General features: G+C 67.9%; 13 protein-coding genes. 11 read left to right on the top strand and 2 right to left on the bottom strand.

What is annotated here, in order from left to right; all coding sequences use genetic code 11:
• Nucleotides 1–91: 91 nt before the first annotated feature.
• Entirely contained in the window at nucleotides 92–2,761 is a 2,670-nt protein-coding gene (locus ACIBAF_RS27670; RefSeq protein WP_399466556.1) for a transglycosylase domain-containing protein, read from the bottom strand.
• A gap of 353 nt (nucleotides 2,762–3,114) precedes the next feature.
• Here ACIBAF_RS27670 and ACIBAF_RS27665 point away from each other — a divergent pair, with 353 nt between their 5' ends.
• From ACIBAF_RS27665 to ACIBAF_RS27640, 6 genes are all read left to right on the top strand, one after another.
• Nucleotides 3,115–3,798 carry a helix-turn-helix transcriptional regulator gene (locus ACIBAF_RS27665; RefSeq protein ID WP_399466554.1) on the top strand — a complete coding sequence of 228 codons (684 nt, stop codon included), beginning with the start codon at nucleotides 3,115–3,117 and terminating at the stop codon, nucleotides 3,796–3,798.
• A gap of 44 nt (nucleotides 3,799–3,842) precedes the next feature.
• Complete coding sequence (locus tag ACIBAF_RS27660) at nucleotides 3,843–4,925, top strand: inositol-3-phosphate synthase (RefSeq protein WP_099936446.1); 1,083 nt, start codon at nucleotides 3,843–3,845, stop codon at nucleotides 4,923–4,925.
• Nucleotides 4,926–5,021: 96 nt separating this feature from the next.
• Complete coding sequence (locus tag ACIBAF_RS27655; protein ID WP_399466552.1) at nucleotides 5,022–6,284, top strand: MFS transporter; 1,263 nt, start codon at nucleotides 5,022–5,024, stop codon at nucleotides 6,282–6,284.
• A gap of 128 nt (nucleotides 6,285–6,412) precedes the next feature.
• Nucleotides 6,413–6,904 (top strand): hypothetical protein, encoded by a 492-nt coding sequence (locus tag ACIBAF_RS27650; protein WP_399466550.1) that lies wholly within the window; start codon nucleotides 6,413–6,415, stop codon nucleotides 6,902–6,904.
• Between the two features lie 214 nt (nucleotides 6,905–7,118).
• Nucleotides 7,119–7,445 carry a hypothetical protein gene (locus tag ACIBAF_RS27645; protein ID WP_399466549.1) on the top strand — a complete coding sequence of 109 codons (327 nt, stop codon included), beginning with the start codon at nucleotides 7,119–7,121 and terminating at the stop codon, nucleotides 7,443–7,445.
• 188 nt (nucleotides 7,446–7,633) lie between these two features.
• Nucleotides 7,634–7,984 carry a peptidase inhibitor family I36 protein gene (locus ACIBAF_RS27640; protein WP_399466547.1) on the top strand — a complete coding sequence of 117 codons (351 nt, stop codon included), beginning with the start codon at nucleotides 7,634–7,636 and terminating at the stop codon, nucleotides 7,982–7,984.
• 82 nt (nucleotides 7,985–8,066) lie between these two features.
• Here ACIBAF_RS27640 and ACIBAF_RS27635 read toward each other — a convergent pair whose 3' ends face one another.
• Entirely contained in the window at nucleotides 8,067–9,533 is a 1,467-nt protein-coding gene (locus tag ACIBAF_RS27635; RefSeq protein WP_399466545.1) for a CCA tRNA nucleotidyltransferase, read from the bottom strand.
• Between the two features lie 257 nt (nucleotides 9,534–9,790).
• Between ACIBAF_RS27635 and ACIBAF_RS27630 the strand changes: the two genes are divergently transcribed.
• From ACIBAF_RS27630 to ACIBAF_RS27610, 5 genes are all read left to right on the top strand, one after another.
• Entirely contained in the window at nucleotides 9,791–12,214 is a 2,424-nt protein-coding gene (locus tag ACIBAF_RS27630) for a DUF6049 family protein (RefSeq protein ID WP_399466543.1), read from the top strand.
• 44 nt (nucleotides 12,215–12,258) lie between these two features.
• A complete protein-coding gene (gene murJ, locus ACIBAF_RS27625; protein ID WP_399466542.1) occupies nucleotides 12,259–14,571 on the top strand; it encodes a murein biosynthesis integral membrane protein MurJ in 2,313 nt (770 codons plus the stop codon).
• A 138-nt stretch (nucleotides 14,572–14,709) separates the two neighbouring features.
• A complete protein-coding gene (locus ACIBAF_RS27620) occupies nucleotides 14,710–16,428 on the top strand; it encodes a protein kinase family protein (RefSeq protein ID WP_399466540.1) in 1,719 nt (572 codons plus the stop codon).
• 28 nt (nucleotides 16,429–16,456) lie between these two features.
• On the top strand, nucleotides 16,457–17,182 hold the full coding sequence (sigM, locus tag ACIBAF_RS27615) for an RNA polymerase sigma factor SigM (RefSeq protein WP_399466539.1): 726 nt from the start codon (nucleotides 16,457–16,459) through the stop codon (nucleotides 17,180–17,182).
• Complete coding sequence (locus ACIBAF_RS27610; RefSeq protein WP_399466537.1) at nucleotides 17,179–18,078, top strand: anti-sigma factor family protein; 900 nt, start codon at nucleotides 17,179–17,181, stop codon at nucleotides 18,076–18,078. The genes sigM and ACIBAF_RS27610 overlap by 4 nt, the downstream gene beginning before the upstream one ends.
• Nucleotides 18,079–18,233 lie beyond the last annotated feature (155 nt).

Genomic DNA, 18,233 nt, shown 5'->3' with positions numbered 1-18,233 from the left:
GTCTCGCCCACCCATTCGCCCATCGCCACAAGACGAGTCTGGCCCTGCCGCTCATGCGGCAGGGCCAGAACCCAAGATCTTCATCGACCTTCTAGCCGTTTGAGCCTCCGAAGATGCCGCCGTTGCCGTTGCCTCTGCTGTTGCCGGTCGTCTCGGTGATGGTCGGCGTCGGGGTGGTGTCCCCTGTTCCGCCGCTGTCGTTTCCGTTGGTCGTTCCACCGTTGCCGCCACAGAAGAAGCCGGAGCACGTCTCGGTAGCCGAGGGCGACGGCTCCACCTTCGTCTCACTGGGAGACGGGGAAGGCGACGGCTCCTCCTCCTCGGTCTCGGTGGCCGAAGGAGTCGGAGTGGGGGACGGCTCCGCGTTGACGACCTCACCGATCGGCTCGGGCTCGGGGAAGTCCTTCGGCTCCGTGCCCTTCAGCGCCTCGGCCATGTAGTCGTGCCAGATCTGCGCCGGGAACGAGGCTCCGTGGATCTTCTTCTGGCCACCCGTACCGAACATCTCCAAGAACGTACGGTTCTTCTTCGACTCGTCGTCGTCGTAGCGGAACATGGTCACCGCGGTCGACAGCTGCGGGGTGTAACCCACGAACCAGGCCGACTTGTTGCCGTCGGTGGTACCGGTCTTGCCCGCGACCTGACGGCCGGGCAGCTGGGCGTTGGTGCCGGTGCCGTCCTCGACCACGGTCTTCAGGACGTCGGTGACGTTGTCGGCGACCTTCTCGGTGAAGGCCTGCTTCGTCTTGTTCTCGTGCGTGAAGATCTGGCCCTTCTCGCTCGTGACCTTCTCCACCGAGTACGGATCACGCTGCTTGCCGCTGGAGGCGAAGGTGGCGTACGCGCCGGCCATCCGGATCGCGCTCGGGTCGGAGATGCCGATCGAGAACGACGGGAAGCCGCTGTTGGTGAGGCTGGACTCCTTCAGGCCCGCGCTGACGGCGGCTTCCTTCACCTTGTCCAGACCGACGTCCATGCCGAGCTGCACGAAGGCGGAGTTCACCGACTCGCGCATCGCCTCCCGCAGGTCGATCTTGTAGTCGGGCGCATTGCCGACGGAGACGTTGCCGTCATTGGTCTGCAGCCACTCCTCGCCCTTCTCGTTCTTCCAGACCGTGCGGTCATAGTTCTCGATCTTGAGCTTGTTCTTCCCGCTGAACAGGCTCTTGGGGGAGACGATGGTGCGTTCGTCCTGCGCCTGCGAGGACCCCAGTTCCGGGTCGCGCACGCCCCAGGTCATCGCGGCCGCCAGCACGAACGGCTTGAACGTCGAACCGACCTGGGCACCGGTCTGGTCGGCGTTGTCGGTGAAGTGCTTGGTGGCGTCCTCGCCGCCGTAGATGGCCCGGATGGCACCGGTGTCCGGTTCGACGGACGCCCCACCGAACTGGACGTGTGTGTCCTCCGGCCGTTTCTCCGGCTTGATGTTGGCCTTCTGGACCTTGGTGACCGACTCCTCGAGCTCCTTGACCTTGTTCTTGTCGAAGGTCGTGTAGATCGAGTAGCCGCCCTGCTGCAGGAGGTCCTGGGTGATCCCGGTCTCCTTGCTGTGGGTGACCAGGTAGCCGTTGGCGAGGTCGACGAGGTAGCCGATCTGCCCCTTCAGGTCGGTGTTCGACCGGGGGTTCTGCCACTTGGGCAGCGTCGTGTACTGGGCCCGCTTAGAAGCGTTGAGGTGGCCGTACTCGACCATCTTGTTCAGGGTGTCCTGCATCTGCCGCAGGGCCCGCTTGCTGTTGGCCGCGGGCGTGGCGCCGGTCGGATCGACGGAGGTCGCGCCGGCGGGGTCGTAGTACGTGGCGCCCTTCAGCATGGCGGCCAGGAAGGCGCACTCGCCCGGGTTGAGCTTGATCGCGTCCTTGTTGAAGTAGGCGCGGGCGGCGGCCTGGATTCCGTAGGCGTTGCGCCCGTAGTACGCGGAGTTCAGATAGCCGGCCATGATCTGGTCCTTGTCGACCTCGGCGCCCACCTTTATGGACACGAAGATCTCCTTGAACTTTCGGGAGATCGTCTGCGACTGGTCGTTCAGCATGGCGTTCTTGACGTACTGCTGGGTGATGGTCGAACCACCCTGCGTCTGTCCGCCCCGGGCCATGTTGAACACGGCGCGGGCGATGCCCTTGGGGTCGATGCCGCTGTCGTCGTAGAAGGTCTTGTTCTCCTGCGAGATCACCGCCCAGCGCATCTCCTCCGGGATCTGCGAGAGGTCGATGTTCTGACGGTTCGTCTCACCACCGGTGGCAACCATCTGGCTGCCGTCCTTCCAGTAGTAGACGTTGTTCTGAGCCGTCGCCGTCTTGGCGATGTCCGGGATGCCCACCATGGCGTACCCGATGCCCGCCACCGCCACCAGGCTGCCGACGAAGCCGACGAACAGGCCCGCGACGAGCTTCCAGGAGGGCATCCAGCGCTGCCAGCCGTACTTGTCGGCGCGCGGGTAGTCGATCAGGCGTTTACGGTCGGACGCCGCGCGCCCTCTGCCCCGTCCGGGGCCGGTCGGGGCGCCACGGCGGCCCCCTGCGGGTTCGGCCGCTCTGCGCCGCCCGCCCGAGTTTCTCTGGGACGCGCGCCGGGCTTCGGTGCGGCTGCCGTTCGGCAGTTCCTCGCCTGCGGACCCGGTACCCAACCCGTAGTCGGAAGGAGATCCGGTGGCGCCTCGCGGTGCCGCGCGGCGGCCGGAGGACGGACCGGACTGGCCGCGTCGGGCCGCGGCACGTCCGCCTCCCTGCGGCTGCGGCGGTTTGCGACGGTGCTCGCTCATCGAACGATTACTCCTCGGGCAGGCGCATCCGTGCGCGCCTGGAAAGGGCGGCTGGTTTCCTGTCCCCCCGATGTACGGATGCGGTCGGTCGCGCATTCATCCGTACTGCACCGAGGACCTCGACGCCCCCCGGCGTCTCATGGGTCCCGGTGGTGTGCATGGCGCACAGACTACGCACCGTCAAAACCTGCCTAGGCCCGAAGTTCACCCCAAATGGGGCAAGTCACCTGCAACGAATCAGTGATGTGATCCCGTTCACCATCCCCCCTCTTGTCGCATCCGGAAGGCCGTTCTATCGTCGTGATGTATCGAGTCGATACATCAGGGCGACATAAGGACGAGAGGAGGCGACCATGAGCCGGCGTGCCGGGATCCTCGAGTTCGCCGTCCTGGGCCTTCTTCGCGAGTCCCCGATGCACGGCTATGAGCTGCGTAAACGACTCAATACGTCATTGGGCGTGTTCCGTGCGTTCAGCTACGGCACGCTCTATCCCTGCCTCAAGACGCTGGTCGCCAACGGCTGGTTGATCGAAGAGCCGGGAAACACCTCCGAGGACGCCCTCGCCGCTCCACTCGCAGGGCGTCGCGCCAAGATCGTCTACAGATTGACGGCGGAGGGCAAGGAGCACTTCGAGGACCTGCTCTCGCAGACAGGCCCCGACGCGTACGAGGACGAACACTTCGCCGCCCGTTTCGCCTTCTTCGGGCAGACGTCGCGCGATGTTCGCATGCGCGTACTGGAAGGCCGGCGCAGCCGGCTGGAGGAGCGCCTGGAGAAGATGCGCGCCTCCCTGGCCCGCACGCGAGAGCGCCTCGACGACTACACACTCGAGCTCCAGCGCCACGGGATGGAGTCCGTGGAGCGCGAAGTGCGCTGGCTGAACGAGCTCATCGAGAGCGAGCGGGCCGGACGGGACCTGAAGGGTTCCGCGTCCGGGGAGTCCGCTCAGCAGAACACCACATCTGGATCGTCGGGCGTCCTGCCCCGTCCCGGGGACACCCCCCAGGCGGATACGCCCGACGAAACCGCCACGTGAGCGCCCACTCAGGGCCTCACTCGTACACACAGGGAGCAACCGGAATGGGTTCGGTTCGCGTAGCCATCGTCGGCGTGGGCAACTGCGCGGCGTCGCTGGTGCAGGGCGTCGAGTACTACAAGGACGCCGACCCGGCGTCCAAGGTCCCGGGCCTGATGCACGTGCAGTTCGGGGACTACCACGTCGGTGACGTCGAGTTCGTCGCCGCCTTCGACGTCGACGCGAAGAAGGTCGGCCTCGACCTCTCGGACGCCATCGGTGCCAGCGAGAACAACACCATCAAGATCTGCGACGTCCCGAACAAGGGCGTCACGGTCCAGCGCGGTCACACCCTCGACGGTCTCGGCAAGTACTACCGCGAGACCATCGAGGAGTCCGCGGAGACCCCGGTCGACGTGGTGAAGGTCCTCAAGGACAAGCAGGTCGACGTTCTCGTCTGCTACCTGCCCGTCGGCTCGGAGGACGCGGCGAAGTTCTACGCCCAGGCCGCCATCGACGCCAAGGTCGCGTTCGTCAACGCCCTTCCGGTCTTCATCGCCGGCACCAAGGAGTGGGCGGACAAGTTCACCGAGGCGGGCGTCCCGATCGTCGGCGACGACATCAAGTCGCAGGTCGGCGCCACCATCACGCACCGTGTGATGGCGAAGCTGTTCGAGGACCGCGGCGTCCGTCTCGAGCGCACCATGCAGCTCAACGTCGGCGGCAACATGGACTTCAAGAACATGCTGGAGCGCGACCGCCTCGAGTCCAAGAAGATCTCGAAGACGCAGGCCGTCACCTCGCAGATCCCCGACCGCGACATGGGCGCGAAGAACGTCCACATCGGCCCGTCGGACTACGTGGCCTGGCTGGACGACCGCAAGTGGGCGTACGTCCGCCTCGAGGGCCGCGCCTTCGGCGATGTCCCGCTGAACCTGGAGTACAAGCTCGAGGTCTGGGACTCCCCGAACTCGGCCGGCGTCATCATCGACGCCCTGCGTGCCGCGAAGATCGCCAAGGACCGCGGCATCGGCGGCCCGATCCTGTCGGCGTCGAGCTACTTCATGAAGTCCCCGCCGGTCCAGTACTTCGACGACGAGGCCTACGCCAACGTCGAGAAGTTCATCCGCGGCGAGGTCGAGCGCTAGCTCGACCCGGACCGGAAAATTCGCTCCTGCCAGGGCTGAGAAGGGTCCCCGGGTCGCATGACCCGGGGACCCTCCCCGTGTGTGAGGCTGTGCCCCATGGCCGTCGTCCGTGATCTGCGCGTCCTGCTGCGCCTGGGGAACTTCCGGCGCCTGCTCGCCGTGCGGCTGCTGTCCCAGTGCGCGGACGGCGTCTACCAGGTCGCGCTCGCCACCTACGTCGTCTTCTCCCCGGAGAAACAGACCTCGGCCACCGCGATCGCCTCCGCCATGGCGGTCCTGCTCCTGCCCTACTCGCTGGTCGGCCCCTTCGCCGGCGTCCTGCTGGACCGCTGGCGCCGCCGACAGGTCTTCCTCTACGGCAACCTGCTGCGCGCCCTGCTGGCGTCCGCGACGGCCGTCCTGATGATCACCCAGGTTCCCGACTGGCTCTTCTACGCCTCCGCGCTGTGCGTCACGGCGGTCAACCGCTTCGTCCTCGCCGGTCTGTCGGCGGCTCTGCCGCGCGTGGTCGACGGCGAGCGCCTGGTGCTGGCCAACTCCCTCTCCCCGACGGCCGGAACGCTCGCCGCGGTCGCAGGCGGCGGCCTCGCCTTCGTCGTCCGGCTGGTCATCGCGGACTCCGACGCCGCGGTGGTGCTGCTGGGATGCGTACTGTATCTGTGCTCTGCCCTGGTGTCCCTGACCATGACCGCGGATCTGCTCGGGCCCGACCGTGACCTGATCCAGCCCCGACTGGCGACCGCGCTCAGGGGCACCGCCCGCGGCCTTTCGGCCGGCGTACGCCACCTGGCCGAGCCGAAGCGCAGGGAGGCGGCCTGGGCGCTCGGCTCGATCTCCCTGATGCGGTTCTGCTACGGCGCCCTGACCGTCATGGTGCTGATGCTGTGCCGGTATGCCTGGTCGTCCGATCCGGACGAGGGACTGGCCCTCCTGGGGCTCGCCGTGGGCATCTCCGGTGTCGGCTTCTTCGTCGCCGCGGTGGTGACCCCATTGGCGGCGGGACGACTGGGCCCGCTGCGCTGGATCGTCGTCTGCTCAGCGGCCGCGGCGGTCCTGGAGCTCGCCCTGATGCTTCCGTTCACCCAAGTCGCCACGTTCGTCGCGGCGTTCGTGCTGGGGTTGGTCACCCAGGGAGCGAAGATCGCCACCGACACCATCGTCCAGTCCTCAGTCGAGGACGGCTTCCGCGGCCGGATCTTCTCTCTCTACGACGTTCTGTTCAACGTCGCCTTCGTCGGCGCCGCCGGGGTTGCCGCCCTGATGCTGCCGCCTGATGGCCGTTCAGCAGCGTTGGTGGTCACGGTCGCCGTTATCTACGGAGCAATTGCTGGCGCTATGGCCCGCTTTGAGCGCCAGTAAGTGTCACATCAATGACACAGACTCCCCCTCGACTACAAGGTTGTCAGTGGGTCCCGGTAACTTACGTGCGTCTTACCTCGCGCGCTGATTTCGCGCCACACGTCCAAGTTTTCTAGGGGGACCCCCAAGTGTCGACTCCGCCGCCCCAGGGCCAGAACCCGTTCGCGCAGCAGGGCCAGCAGCCCTACGGCCAGTCCCAGGGCCAGGCCCCGTACCCGCCGCAGGGCGGCTACCCCCAGCAGCCCGGCCAGCCCGGCTACCCCACCGCCCCCTACGGCGCGGTGCCGCCGGAGCAGCCCCGCCGCAAGGTCAGCTTCAAGCTGATCAAGAACGTCGTCATCGTTCTCGCCGTCGCCGGTGTGGCCATCGGCGGCTACATATCCAGCCAGGACGACGCCGACACGGCGAAGGTCGGGGATTGCATGAGCATCAGCAACCCGGACAACGCCACAGACCCCGGCCTTGAGGTTGTGGACTGCAGCAGCTCCAAGGCCCGATACAAGGTCGCACAAAAAAAGGCCGACTCCTCCGGCTGCGACCGTACGAAGTATAGCGAATACACCGAAACGGGTGGCAGTGATGATTTCACCCTCTGCCTGACAGAGTATTCAGCAAAGTAGAAAAAATATACGCATGGGGAGAATTTTCATGCGAAACCCCCCTATGCATATATATGCTGGCATCTTGTAGCTCGAAATCAAGATCTCTGCGCCAATCTGACTCAATAGCTCCGTATGGCTGTGAGGCATACCACTTCTGCGGCGACCTCGACGCGCACGCGTGTTCGGGATGCCAAAATTAACGGGTATTTCCCCTTGAACCCAAACGGAGGAAATGTTGAAGCGCCGAATCTTAACTGGAATAGCCGCAACCGGCTTGCTTTCCGGTCTCCTTATAGCGTTCCCGACCACAGCGAGTGCTTACAGCTGTCTCGGGACAAACGGCTTCACCACCGTAAACGGCGTTAGGGTTGCCGTATACACGCTGCAGTGCAGCGGCGGCCCAAACTTCCGCGCCTACATCTGGTGCAAGGCGACCGTCGACGGTACCACCCAGAAGAAGTACTTCGGCGCATGGGTAAAACCCACCCAAGGCACGTCGGCAGCCTACTGCACACTCGCGTACAAGCTTAAGGCGAGCGTGGGGGCCGAGACGGGCTGACCCTGTCCGGTTTCTCTGCAAGAGTTGGCGTTTCACGTGAAATACCAACTCTTGCAGAGAAACGGGACAGCGAAGATGGAGCTGTAACTGGCCACTGCGTGGCGAACAAGACACCAGTGAATCGCCTTCTTGACTTGAAGTGGTCATGACTTATTGAATCAAGATCGACCACTCAGCAAGGAGGAAGTATGAAAAGAACTTTAGGCGTAGCAGGTCTCACGGCGGTCCTGTCGCTTGCGGCGCTCGCTGTCGCACCATCGGCAAGCGCAAGCACTGCCGACCGCAACGCCTGCCTCAGCGGCTTCAATGTCTGCGTGTGGCAAAACACGAACTGGGGAGGTAACCGCTTCGCCGCCAACAGCAGCTGGACCGGGAACTGTGCGAACTCGCTGACTCTCGGACACTCAGTGGCAAACGGTGGGCCCCGCAGCGTGCGCTTCTACTCGGCAGATGGCTGCACCGGCTCCTACTTCGACATCAGGGCTGACGATTACTCGGCGAGCACGCCGTTCGCGGTCCACAGTTTCAAGAGACTGTAGTAACTCCTGAGAAGCTATCACCGGCACGCTTTTCACGTGAAACCGGTCATGTTTCACGTGAAACATGACCGGTTTCACGGCCTCAGTCCTGCTGGGCCCACCACTCCTTGAGGGCCTCCACCGCCGCGTCGTACCCCATCGGGCCGTGCTCCAGACGCAGTTCCAGCAGGTGCTTGTACGCCTTGCCGATGGCAGGGCCGGGGCCGATGCCCAGGATCTCCATGATCTGGTTGCCGTCGAGGTCCGGACGGATCGCGTCCAGCTCCTCCTGCTCCTTCAGCTCGCTGATGCGCTCCTCCAGCCCGTCGTACGCCCGTGAAAGAGCGACCGCCTTGCGCTTGTTGCGCGTCGTGCAGTCCGAGCGGGTCAGCTTGTGGAGGCGTTCGAGCAGCGGGCCCCCGTCGCGTACATAACGACGTACCGCGGAGTCCGTCCACTCGCCCGTGCCGTACCCGTGGAAGCGCAGGTGGAGCTCGACCAGGCGGGAGACGTCCTTCACCAGCTCGTTGGAGTACTTCAGAGCCGTCATACGCTTCTTCGTCATCTTCGCTCCGACCACCTCGTGGTGGTGGAACGAGACTCGTCCGTCCTTCTCGAAGCGACGGGTGCGCGGCTTGCCGATGTCGTGCAGCAGCGCGGCGAGGCGCAGGGTGAGGTCGGGACCGCTCTCCTCCAGCGCGATGGCCTGCTCCAAAACGATCAGCGTGTGCTCGTAGACGTCCTTGTGCCGGTGATGCTCGTCGCTCTCCAGGCGCAGGGCGGGCAGTTCCGGCAGCACATGGTCGGCGATGCCGGTGTCGACCAGGAGCGACAGACCCTTGCGGGGGTGCGCAGACAGGATCAGCTTGTTCAGCTCGTCCCGGACCCGCTCGGCCGAGACGATCTCGATGCGGCCGGCCATCTCGCCCATCGCCGTGACGACCTCGGGGGCGACCTCGAAGTCGAGCTGGGCGGCGAAGCGCGCCGCCCGCATCATGCGCAGCGGGTCGTCCGAGAAGGACTCCTCGGGCGTACTCGGGGTGCGCAGCACCCGCGCCGCGAGGTCCTCAAGGCCACCGTGCGGGTCGATGAACTCCTTTTCGGGAAGCGCCACGGCCATGGCGTTCACGGTGAAGTCACGCCGGACGAGGTCCTGCTCGATGGAGTCGCCGTACGACACCTCGGGCTTGCGCGAGGTGCGGTCATACGCCTCGGAGCGGTACGTCGTCACCTCGATCTGAAAGCTTCGATCAACGTCTCCGACGCGGGCGTCTTTCTGGACGCCGACGGTACCGAAGGCGATCCCGACCTCCCAGACCGCGTCCGCCCACGGCCGCACGATCTTCAGGACGTCCTCGGGCCGGGCGTCGGTGGTGAAGTCCAGGTCATTGCCGAGCCGGCCGAGCAGCGCGTCCCGGACCGAGCCGCCGACCAGGGCGAGAGAGAACCCGGCCTCCTGGAAGCGGCGGGCGAGGTCGTCGGCGACAGGGGCGACCCGTAGCAGTTCGCTCACCGCACGGTGCTGCACCTGGCTCAGGACGCTGAGATTGTCTTCGTTGGCGTTCGGCACAACAGAAGAGGGTACGTGGCCCACAGAGCCGCAGGCTCCCCGTTTTGGGGCAGACGGACATCTCAGCCGATAGGGATGCAAGGCTGTCTCTTGCCGCCTCGGCCGGTACTTCTCTCCATACGCATACATAGCGGACGACCCGACGGTGTTCTGCGATCTTGTGGAGCAGACCGCGGCACTTCCCCTCAGCGCGCATCGTTACCATGCGTGGACGCACATCCGACGACCACTGACGACGACGAGGGACGGGCGAACGCGTGGCCGAGGCGGCAGACTTCCCGGGGATGAGTCCCTCACCTGCCCGCCGGTGGCTGCGGCGCACCGGCGCACTGCTCGCCGGGGCGCCTCTGCTGGCCGGTCTCCTCCAGCTGCCCGCCGCCCCCGCGCTGGCCGCCGGCCAGTCCTCCGCCAAGGAGGCCTCCGACACGGGCACCGTGGCCGTCGCCGTCGACTCACTGACCCCGGGCGCCCCCTCCGACGGGGACACCCTGACCGTCTCCGGCACGGTCACCAACAACGGCAAGCGGGCCGTCACCGACGCCCATGTGGGTCTGCGGGTGGGTTCCGCGCTCACCACCCGCTCGGCGATCGACAGGGTCGCCAAGCAGGCGGACGCCCTCCCCGGCGACGACGGCTCCGAAGTGGGCGGCAAGTACATCGCCGCGTTCGCCAAGCTCACGCCGGGCGTGGCCCAGCACTTCAGCATCTCGGTCCCGGTCGACAAGCTCGACCTCGGCGAAGACGGCGTCTACCCGATCGGGGTCGCCCTCTCCGGAGAGACGTCAGCGCAGCCCTGGGAGAAGGTGCTGGGCATCCAGCGGACCTTCCTGCCCTGGCAGCCCGACGAGGCGGACACCCAAACCCGGACGACCGTGCTGTGGCCGCTCATGTCCACCGTGCACATGACGGCGGAGACAGGTTCGAACGCGCAGCAGACGCCGGTGTTCCTGAACGACGACCTGGCCACGGAGATCGCTCCCGGCGGCCGCCTCGACCAGCTCCTGAGCCTGGGCAGGGAACTCGACGTCACCTGGGTGATCGACCCGGACCTGCTGGCGTCCGTCGACGCCATGACCGGCAGCTACCGGATCCGTGGCGACGGCGACACCACCACGGCGGGCACCCACCAAGCGCTCGCCAAGCAGTGGCTCGACGACCTGCAGGACGCGGTGACCGGCAAGGAGGTCGTCGCACTGCCCTTCGCCGATCCCGACCTGGCTGCCCTCGCCCACAACGGCACCGGCGTCACCGGCTCACTGAGCCAGCTCAAGGAAGCCACCGATGTCGCCGCCACCACGGTGGAGACCGTGCTCCACGTGACACCGAGCACCGACTTCACCTGGCCGGTGGACGGCGCCGTCGACCCGTCGATCGTCAAGGTCGCCACCTCCGCCGGCGCCGACAAGGTGATCGCGCGCAGCGACAGCCTGGCGGAGACCGGCGATCTCTCCTACACCCCGTCCGCGGCCCGGCCCATCGGCGGCGGCACCACGGCGGTCGTCGCGGACGCGCGGCTGTCGACGGCGTTCCAGGGCGATCTGGTGAGGGCCTCGGCGTCCACGCTCGCCGTGCAGGAGTTCCTCGCGCAAAGCCTGGAGCTGAACCTGCAGACGAACAAGCAGCGCAGCATCGTCGTCGCCCCGCAGCGCATGCCGACCGCGAGCCAGGCCCGGTCGCTGGCGCAGGCCGTCACCCTGCTCCAGGGCGGCACCTGGTCGCAGTCCCAGCAGCTCGCGGCGACCGCCAAGGCCAAGCCCGACCCCCGCGCCACCACAAAGGTGCCGCCGAGTTCGGCGTACCCGTCCTCGCTGCGCAAGCAGGAGCTCCCCCGGTCAGCGTTCGAACAGATCGCGGACACGCAGGACGAGCTCGACAACTTCAAGGTGATCCTCACCAACGACGCCCGGGTGGTGACCCCCTTCGGGCGGGCCATAAACCGTGAGATGTCCACGTCGTGGCGCGGCCGGACCACCGCCACCAGCACGTTCCGCCAGGACGTGCAGGCGTATCTCGACAGTCTCACCGGCCAGGTCAAGCTGATCGACAAGTCGGAGACCAAGCTCTCCGGGCGCAGCGCCACGATCCCCGTGACCGTGCAGAACAACCTGGTGCAGGGCGTCGGCCACCTGGTGCTGCGGCTCACCTCGACCAACGACACCCGCCTGGAGATCGACGGCGACGTCTACGCGGAGCAGCGCATCGAGGTCTCCGGCGGGCACACCACGACGGTGAAGTTCCCCACGTCCGCCAACGTCAACGGCCAGACGACGGTGATCGCCCAGCTGTACACCGAGGACGGCCAGAAGTACGGCGACCCGGTCACCTTCGACGTGAAGGTCACCGAGATCACGGCCACCGTGATGCTGGTCATCGGCGGCGGCGTCCTGCTGCTGGTGTTGGCCGGCTTCCGTATGTACACCCAGCGCAAGCGTGCCGCGGCCCGGGAGGCCGAGGACGCCGGCGAAAACGGCGAATCCGCCGGGGAAGCCGAGGCCGGCGCCGACGGGGCTGGAGAGCCCGCCGACGGCCCGGAGACCCCCGAGCGCCCGGAGAACCGCAGCGAGGAAGAATCCGACGCCCGAGCCGGGGCAGGCGACCCGGAGCAGCCGAGTGACGAGACGCCGGACACCGCAGCGGAAAACGCGGACCCGTCCGCCACGGGTGAGAGAGTGGACCGTTGAGGATGTCGTGGCCGGTGGGCCGGGGACGATGAGGTGGGGTAACCATGAACGCGCCGTACGACGGTGACCGCGGCCAGGCCGCGGGCGGCTCGGGCCACCCCGGTGGCCCGCCGCCCGAGCACGGCCAGGTGCCGCCGCAGCACCCCGCGGACATGTATCTCCAGGACGCCTACGACCAGGACCCCTACCGGGCCCAGGACCTCACCGCGCAGGACCCGGTCGCCGAGGCGCTCTACGACCGTGCCGCGCACCCCCCGCCGCCCCCGGGCACGTACCAGCCGCAGCAGCCGTTGTACGGCCGGCCGCCGCAGTCCCCGTACGCCCCCGACCCGCATGTGTGGGCACAGACCCCGGCGCCCGAGCCGGAGGGTCCCACCCAGTACCTGCCGTACGGCGACGACCCGCGCACGACCCAGTTCGTGGGCGTGGACGACCTGGTGACGCACTCCGGTGAGGAGCAGCACCAGCCGGACGCGTTCGCCCACCTCTTCCGCGACCAGCAGCAGAGCGGCTCCCGCGGCCCGGCGGAGCCCCCGGCGGTGCCGGGCCCGGCCCAGGCCCCCGGCGGTCACGCGGCGGCCCCGCAGTACCAGACACCGCAGTACCAGACACCGCACTACCAGGCTCCGGCGGCGCCGCCGCCCGCGGCCGACCAGACCATGAACCTCACCGCCACGCCGGCTGCGGACCCCGCGCCGGCCGCCGCCGCCCCCGCAGCGAAGAAGGGCGGGCGGGCCTCGGGCCTGCTGAAGTCCAGCGCCGTCATGGCGGCGGGCACCATGGTCTCCCGCCTCACCGGCTTCGTCCGCTCCGCGCTGATCGTCTCGGCGCTCGGCGTCGGTCTGCTGGGCGACACCTTCCAGGTCGCCTATCAGCTGCCGACGATGATCTACATCCTGACCGTCGGCGGTGGCCTCAACTCCGTCTTCGTGCCGCAGCTCGTGCGGGCCATGAAGGAGGACGAGGACGGCGGCGAGGCGTACGCCAACCGCCTGCTGACGCTGGTCATGGTGGCGCTGGGCGTGCTCACGGTCGCCGCGATCGCCGCGGCGCCGGTGCTGATCCGCCTCCTGTCCGACTCGGTCGCAAGCGACCCGGCGGCCAACGAGGTCGGCATCACGTTCGTCCGCTACTTCCTGCCCTCGATCTTCTTCATGGGCGTCCACGTGGTGATGGGCCAGATCCTCAACGCGCGCGGGAAGTTCGGCGCGATGATGTGGACGCCGGTCCTGAACAACATCGTCATCATCGTGACGCTGGGCATGTTCATCTGGGTCTACGGCACCGCCGCCGACTCCGGCATGAAGGTCACGACCATCCCGCCGGAGGGCGAACGCCTCCTCGGCATCGGGGTCCTGCTCGGCCTGGTCGTACAGGCCCTCGCGATGATCCCGTACCTGCGCGAGACCGGGTTCCGGCTGCGGCTGCGCTTCGACTGGAAGGGCCACGGCCTCGGCAAGGCGGCGACCCTCGCCAAGTGGACCGTCCTGTTCGTCCTGGCCAACCAGGCCGGCGCGCTCGTCGTCACCCAGCTGTCCACGTCAGCCGGCAAGGACTCGCCGGTCGACGGCACCGGGTTCGCCGCCTACGCCAACGCCCAGCTGATCTGGGGCCTGCCGCAGGCCATCATCACCGTCTCGCTGATGGCCGCCCTGCTGCCCCGCATCTCCCGCTCGGCGGCCGAGGGCGACGCCGGCGCGGTCCGTGACGACATCTCCCAGGGCCTGCGCACCACCGCCGTCGCGATCGTGCCGATCGCCTTCGGCTTCCTCGCGCTCGGCATCCCGATGTGCACGCTGATCTTCGGCTCCTCCGGCACCAGCGAGGCCACGAACATGGGCTTCATGCTGATGGCCTTCGGCCTCGGCCTGATCCCCTACTCCGTGCAGTACGTCGTCCTGCGCGCCTTCTACGCCTACGAGGACACCCGGACGCCCTTCTACAACACGGTCATCGTGGCCGCGGTCAACGCGAGCGCCTCGGCGGTCTGTTACTTCGTCCTTCCGGCCCGGTGGGCCGTGGTCGGCATGGCGGCCTCTTACGGCCTCGCGTACGCGATCGGCGTCGGCGTCGCCTGGAACCGGCTGCGCAAGCGGCTCGACGGCGACCTCGACGGCTCCCACGTGCTGCGGACGTACGCCCGGCTGTGCATCGCCTCCGTACCGGCCGCCGTGGTCAGCGGCCTCGCCTGCTACGGCATCGGCCACAGCCTGGGCCAGGGCGTCCTCGGTTCCTTCGCGGCGCTGGTGGCCGGCGGGGCCCTTCTGCTCGGCATCTTCTTCGTCGCCGCCCGCCGCATGCGCATCGAGGAGCTCAACTCGCTCGTCGGCATGGTTCGCGGACGACTGGGTCGCTGAGTCGGGAGGCAGGCGCACAACCATCGTCCGCCGCCGCGTGTCGTGCATAGCGGCGGACTGTGGGCACAATTGGGTTCGGCGTCGGACGGCGCGCACGAGGTCGGACGGCGCGCATTGAGTGGGGAGGCAGGAACGACGGTGGCGGAACGGAGCACAGCTGCCGTCGACGTGGCAGACAACAGCGGTGACGAGCCGCTGACCGCACAAGCGGACCAGTCCACGGCCGACGGGGTGGTCAAGAACCGGGAGCAGGACACGGACAGCGACGAGGCACAGGGGAGTGGCGGGGCGGAGCGTCCCGGGAAGCAGGCCTCACCGCCGGAGCTGCACAGCGGTCACAAGCTCGCCAGACGCTATCGCCTCGAGGAGTGCGTCACCCGTCTGGACGGTTTCAGCAGTTGGCGTGCGGTCGACGAGAAACTCCGTCGTGCCGTGGGCGTCCACATCCTGCCCGCGGACCACGCACGGGCCCGTTCGGTGCTGGCCGCGGCGCGTTCCTCCGCCCTGCTCGGCGATCCCCGCTTCGTCCAAGTGCTGGACGCCGTCGAGGAGAACGACCTGGTCTACGTCGTTCATGAGTGGCTGCCCGACGCCACCGAGCTGACCGCGTTGCTCGCGGCCGGGCCGCTGGAGCCGCACGACGCCTACCAGATGGTCAGTCAGATCGCGTCCGCCATGGCCGCCGCCCACCGCGAAGGCCTGTCGCATCTGCGGCTGAACCCCAACGCCGTACTGCGCACCTCCTCGGGTCAGTGGCGCATCCGCGGCCTCGCCGTGAACGCCGCCCTGCGCGGCATCACCACCGACACCCCTCAGCGCACCGACACCGAGGCGATCGGCGCCCTGCTGTACGCGGCGCTCACCCAGCGCTGGCCGTACGAGAACGACGCCTACGGCCTGTCCGGGTTGCCCAAGGACATCGGGCTGATCGCCCCGGACCAGGTGCGCGCGGGCATCCACCGGGGCCTGTCGGAGCTGGCCATGCGCGCCCTCGTCAACGACGGCGCGACCGCCTCCCGGCACGAGGCCGCCTGCACCACGCCCGAGGAGCTGGTGAAGGCGATCGGCGAGATGCCCCGCATCCGCCCGCCGGAGCCCTCGTTCGCAGCACCGCCCGAGTACCAGCGCACCACGTACCAGCAGGGCACGTACGGTCGGCCGTCGGCGCACCCGGGCGTCACCCAGGCCGTGCCGGCCCCGCCGCCCCCGCTGCAGAGCCGCACCGGCAAGGCCCTGAAGTGGGCGGTCTCCGCCCTCCTCATCGCCGCCCTCGGCCTGGGCAGCTGGCAGCTCGCGGACGCCCTGATGAACCAGAGCGGGTCCGACGACACGAACCAGAACCAGACGACGGACGACGGTGACAAGGGCAGCGCCGCGCCCAAGCCGGTCAAGACGCTCAAGATCCAGGACGCCGCCGAGTACTACCCGGACGGCAACCCCCAGCACGCCGGCGACGCGCAGCTCACCTACGACGGTGACAGCTCCACGTACTGGCGGACCTATTCGTTCGACGGCGGCCCCGTGCTCGCGCCCTTCAAGAAGGGCGTGGGCATCGTCTACGACCTGGGCTCCGAGCAGAGCGTTTCGACCGCCTCAATAGGGCTTCACTACGGAGGCAGCTACACGGCGGCGACCCTGTACGCGGCCGATTCGCTCTCGTCGTCGGCTCCCCTCAGCTCCATGAAGAAGATCGCCGCCGCTCAGACCTCGGGGACGGAACTCAAGATCTCCGCCAAGTCGCCCGTGAAGACGCGGTACGTTCTCGTATGGATCACCGCCGCGCCGCGCTCGGGACAGGACGAGTACAGCCGCGAGGGCTACAAGCAGGCCATCACCGACGTGAAGTTCAGGGGCTGACGTCCCACCGGAGGGGGGAGGAGGTCCGATGGCGGAAGGCGCCGGATATGACGGAGTGAGCGACCAGGACCTCCTCACTCGCCACGTCGAGGGCGACCCCGACGCCTTCGGCGAGCTCGTGCGGCGTCACCGTGACCGGCTCTGGGCGGTGGCCCTGCGCACGCTGGGAGACCGCGAGGAGGCCGCTGACGCCGTCCAGGACGCCCTCGTGTCCGCTTACCGGGCCGCACACACCTTCCGTGGCCAGTCCGCCGTCACGACCTGGCTGCACCGCATCACGGTGAACGCCTGTCTGGACCGCACCCGCAAAGCGGCTTCCCGCAAGACCTCACCGGTCGACGACACCGAGCGACTGGAGCAGCTGCTCGAGCCGCACGAGGCGGCGTCGGCACCCGCGGAACGCAACGACCTGCACCGCCAGCTCCTCGAAGCACTCGGCACCCTCCCGCCCGATCAGCGGGCGGCCCTCGTCCTCGTGGACATGCAGGGCTACCCGGTCGCCGAAGCCGCGCGCGTGCTCGACGTGCCCACCGGGACCGTGAAGAGCCGCTGTGCCCGGGGCAGAGCCAGACTTCTGCCGCTGCTCACCCATCTACGGCCCGACGCCGCCGGCGGCGACAGAGAAACCCGCGCAGGACGGAACCGTGCGCAGGGGACATCCGTCCCACCGGCAGCGGAACCTCGGGACGAGGGGCCGGGCAACGCCGGGACAGGCGATTCAGCTGCTGTGAAGGGCGGAGGTGGGCGAGCGTGACATCGAAGACGGACACGACCGGGCACCCGGACGTCGCGGAGATCTCCGACCTCACCGAGGGCCTGCTCGCTCCCTCCCGAAGCGCCGATGTGCGTCGGCATCTGGACACCTGCGAACTCTGCGCGGACGTCCACGCCTCGCTGGAGGAGATCCGCGGTCTTCTGGGCACTCTCCCCGGCCCGCCGCGGATGCCGGACGACGTCGCCCACCGCATCGATGCCGCACTCGCCGCCGAGGCCCTGCTGAACGCCGCCCCCTCGGAAAACGAGGATGCTCGGGAGAGTTCCGCCGTGGCGGCCGACGGCGACGTGGACGCACTCCATGTTTCACGTGAAACAACGACGGCGGCGGACCGACCTGCGGGGCATGCCCGCGCCACCACCACAGGCCCGGGCCGCAAGGACCGCAAGCGGGCCGGACGCCGCAAGGTCGCCGTCCTCGGCGCGGTCTTCACAGCCGCGGCGCTGGGACTCGGTTCCGTCCTCGTGTCATCGCTCACGGGCAGCGGGCCGGGCAACACGGCCCATCAGTCCACCGGGCCGGACACGTTTTCCGCGAGCAAGCTGGAGTCACAGGTCACCGATCTCCTGGCCGAGGCCAGCAGCTCCCGTTCATCGCAGGGCGTGAAGGCCAACGGCCAGTCCAGCCCGCAGAACAGGACTTTCCTGCAGCCCGCCGCCGTGCCCCCCTGCGTGCAGCGAGGCATCGGCCGCAGCGATGAGGCGCTCGCCGTCAAGGACGGCAGGTACCAGGGGACGGACGCCCTGCTTGTCGTGCTGTCCGACACCTCCGACAGCACCCGGGTCCACGCCTACATCATGGACAAGACCTGTGTGAAGCATCCGTCGTCGAGCCCCGCCAAAGTTCTGTTGAGGAACTCCTACACGCGTCACTGACGGTCGACGGCTCGTCTCGTTCCCGCGTCCGTATTCCCCGTGGCATCCCCTTCGGTGTCGTCCCTCCGTGTGCCCGGACACACCGGGAATGCACGCCCCTTAGGATCCGTTGGGTGGGGTGAGAGTCCAAGAAGCTCCCCCGGTCGACCGACGCA

The sequence above is a fragment of the Streptomyces sp. NPDC051677 genome (genome assembly GCF_044453465.1).
GTDB lineage: Bacteria > Actinomycetota > Actinomycetes > Streptomycetales > Streptomycetaceae > Streptomyces.
This window is presented reverse-complemented; position numbering and strand designations above follow the sequence as displayed.

Coding starts and splice junctions, on each gene's coding strand:
- ACIBAF_RS27645 (WP_399466549.1), top strand. CDS start 7,119: ATGTTGAAGCGCCGAATCTTAACTGGAATAGCCGCAACCGGCTTGCTT.
- ACIBAF_RS27640 (WP_399466547.1), top strand. CDS start 7,634: ATGAAAAGAACTTTAGGCGTAGCAGGTCTCACGGCGGTCCTGTCGCTT.
- ACIBAF_RS27665 (WP_399466554.1), top strand. CDS start 3,115: ATGAGCCGGCGTGCCGGGATCCTCGAGTTCGCCGTCCTGGGCCTTCTT.
- ACIBAF_RS27660 (WP_099936446.1), top strand. CDS start 3,843: ATGGGTTCGGTTCGCGTAGCCATCGTCGGCGTGGGCAACTGCGCGGCG.
- sigM (WP_399466539.1), top strand. CDS start 16,457: ATGGCGGAAGGCGCCGGATATGACGGAGTGAGCGACCAGGACCTCCTC.
- murJ (WP_399466542.1), top strand. CDS start 12,259: ATGAACGCGCCGTACGACGGTGACCGCGGCCAGGCCGCGGGCGGCTCG.
- ACIBAF_RS27670 (WP_399466556.1), bottom strand. CDS start 2,761: ATGAGCGAGCACCGTCGCAAACCGCCGCAGCCGCAGGGAGGCGGACGT.
- ACIBAF_RS27655 (WP_399466552.1), top strand. CDS start 5,022: ATGGCCGTCGTCCGTGATCTGCGCGTCCTGCTGCGCCTGGGGAACTTC.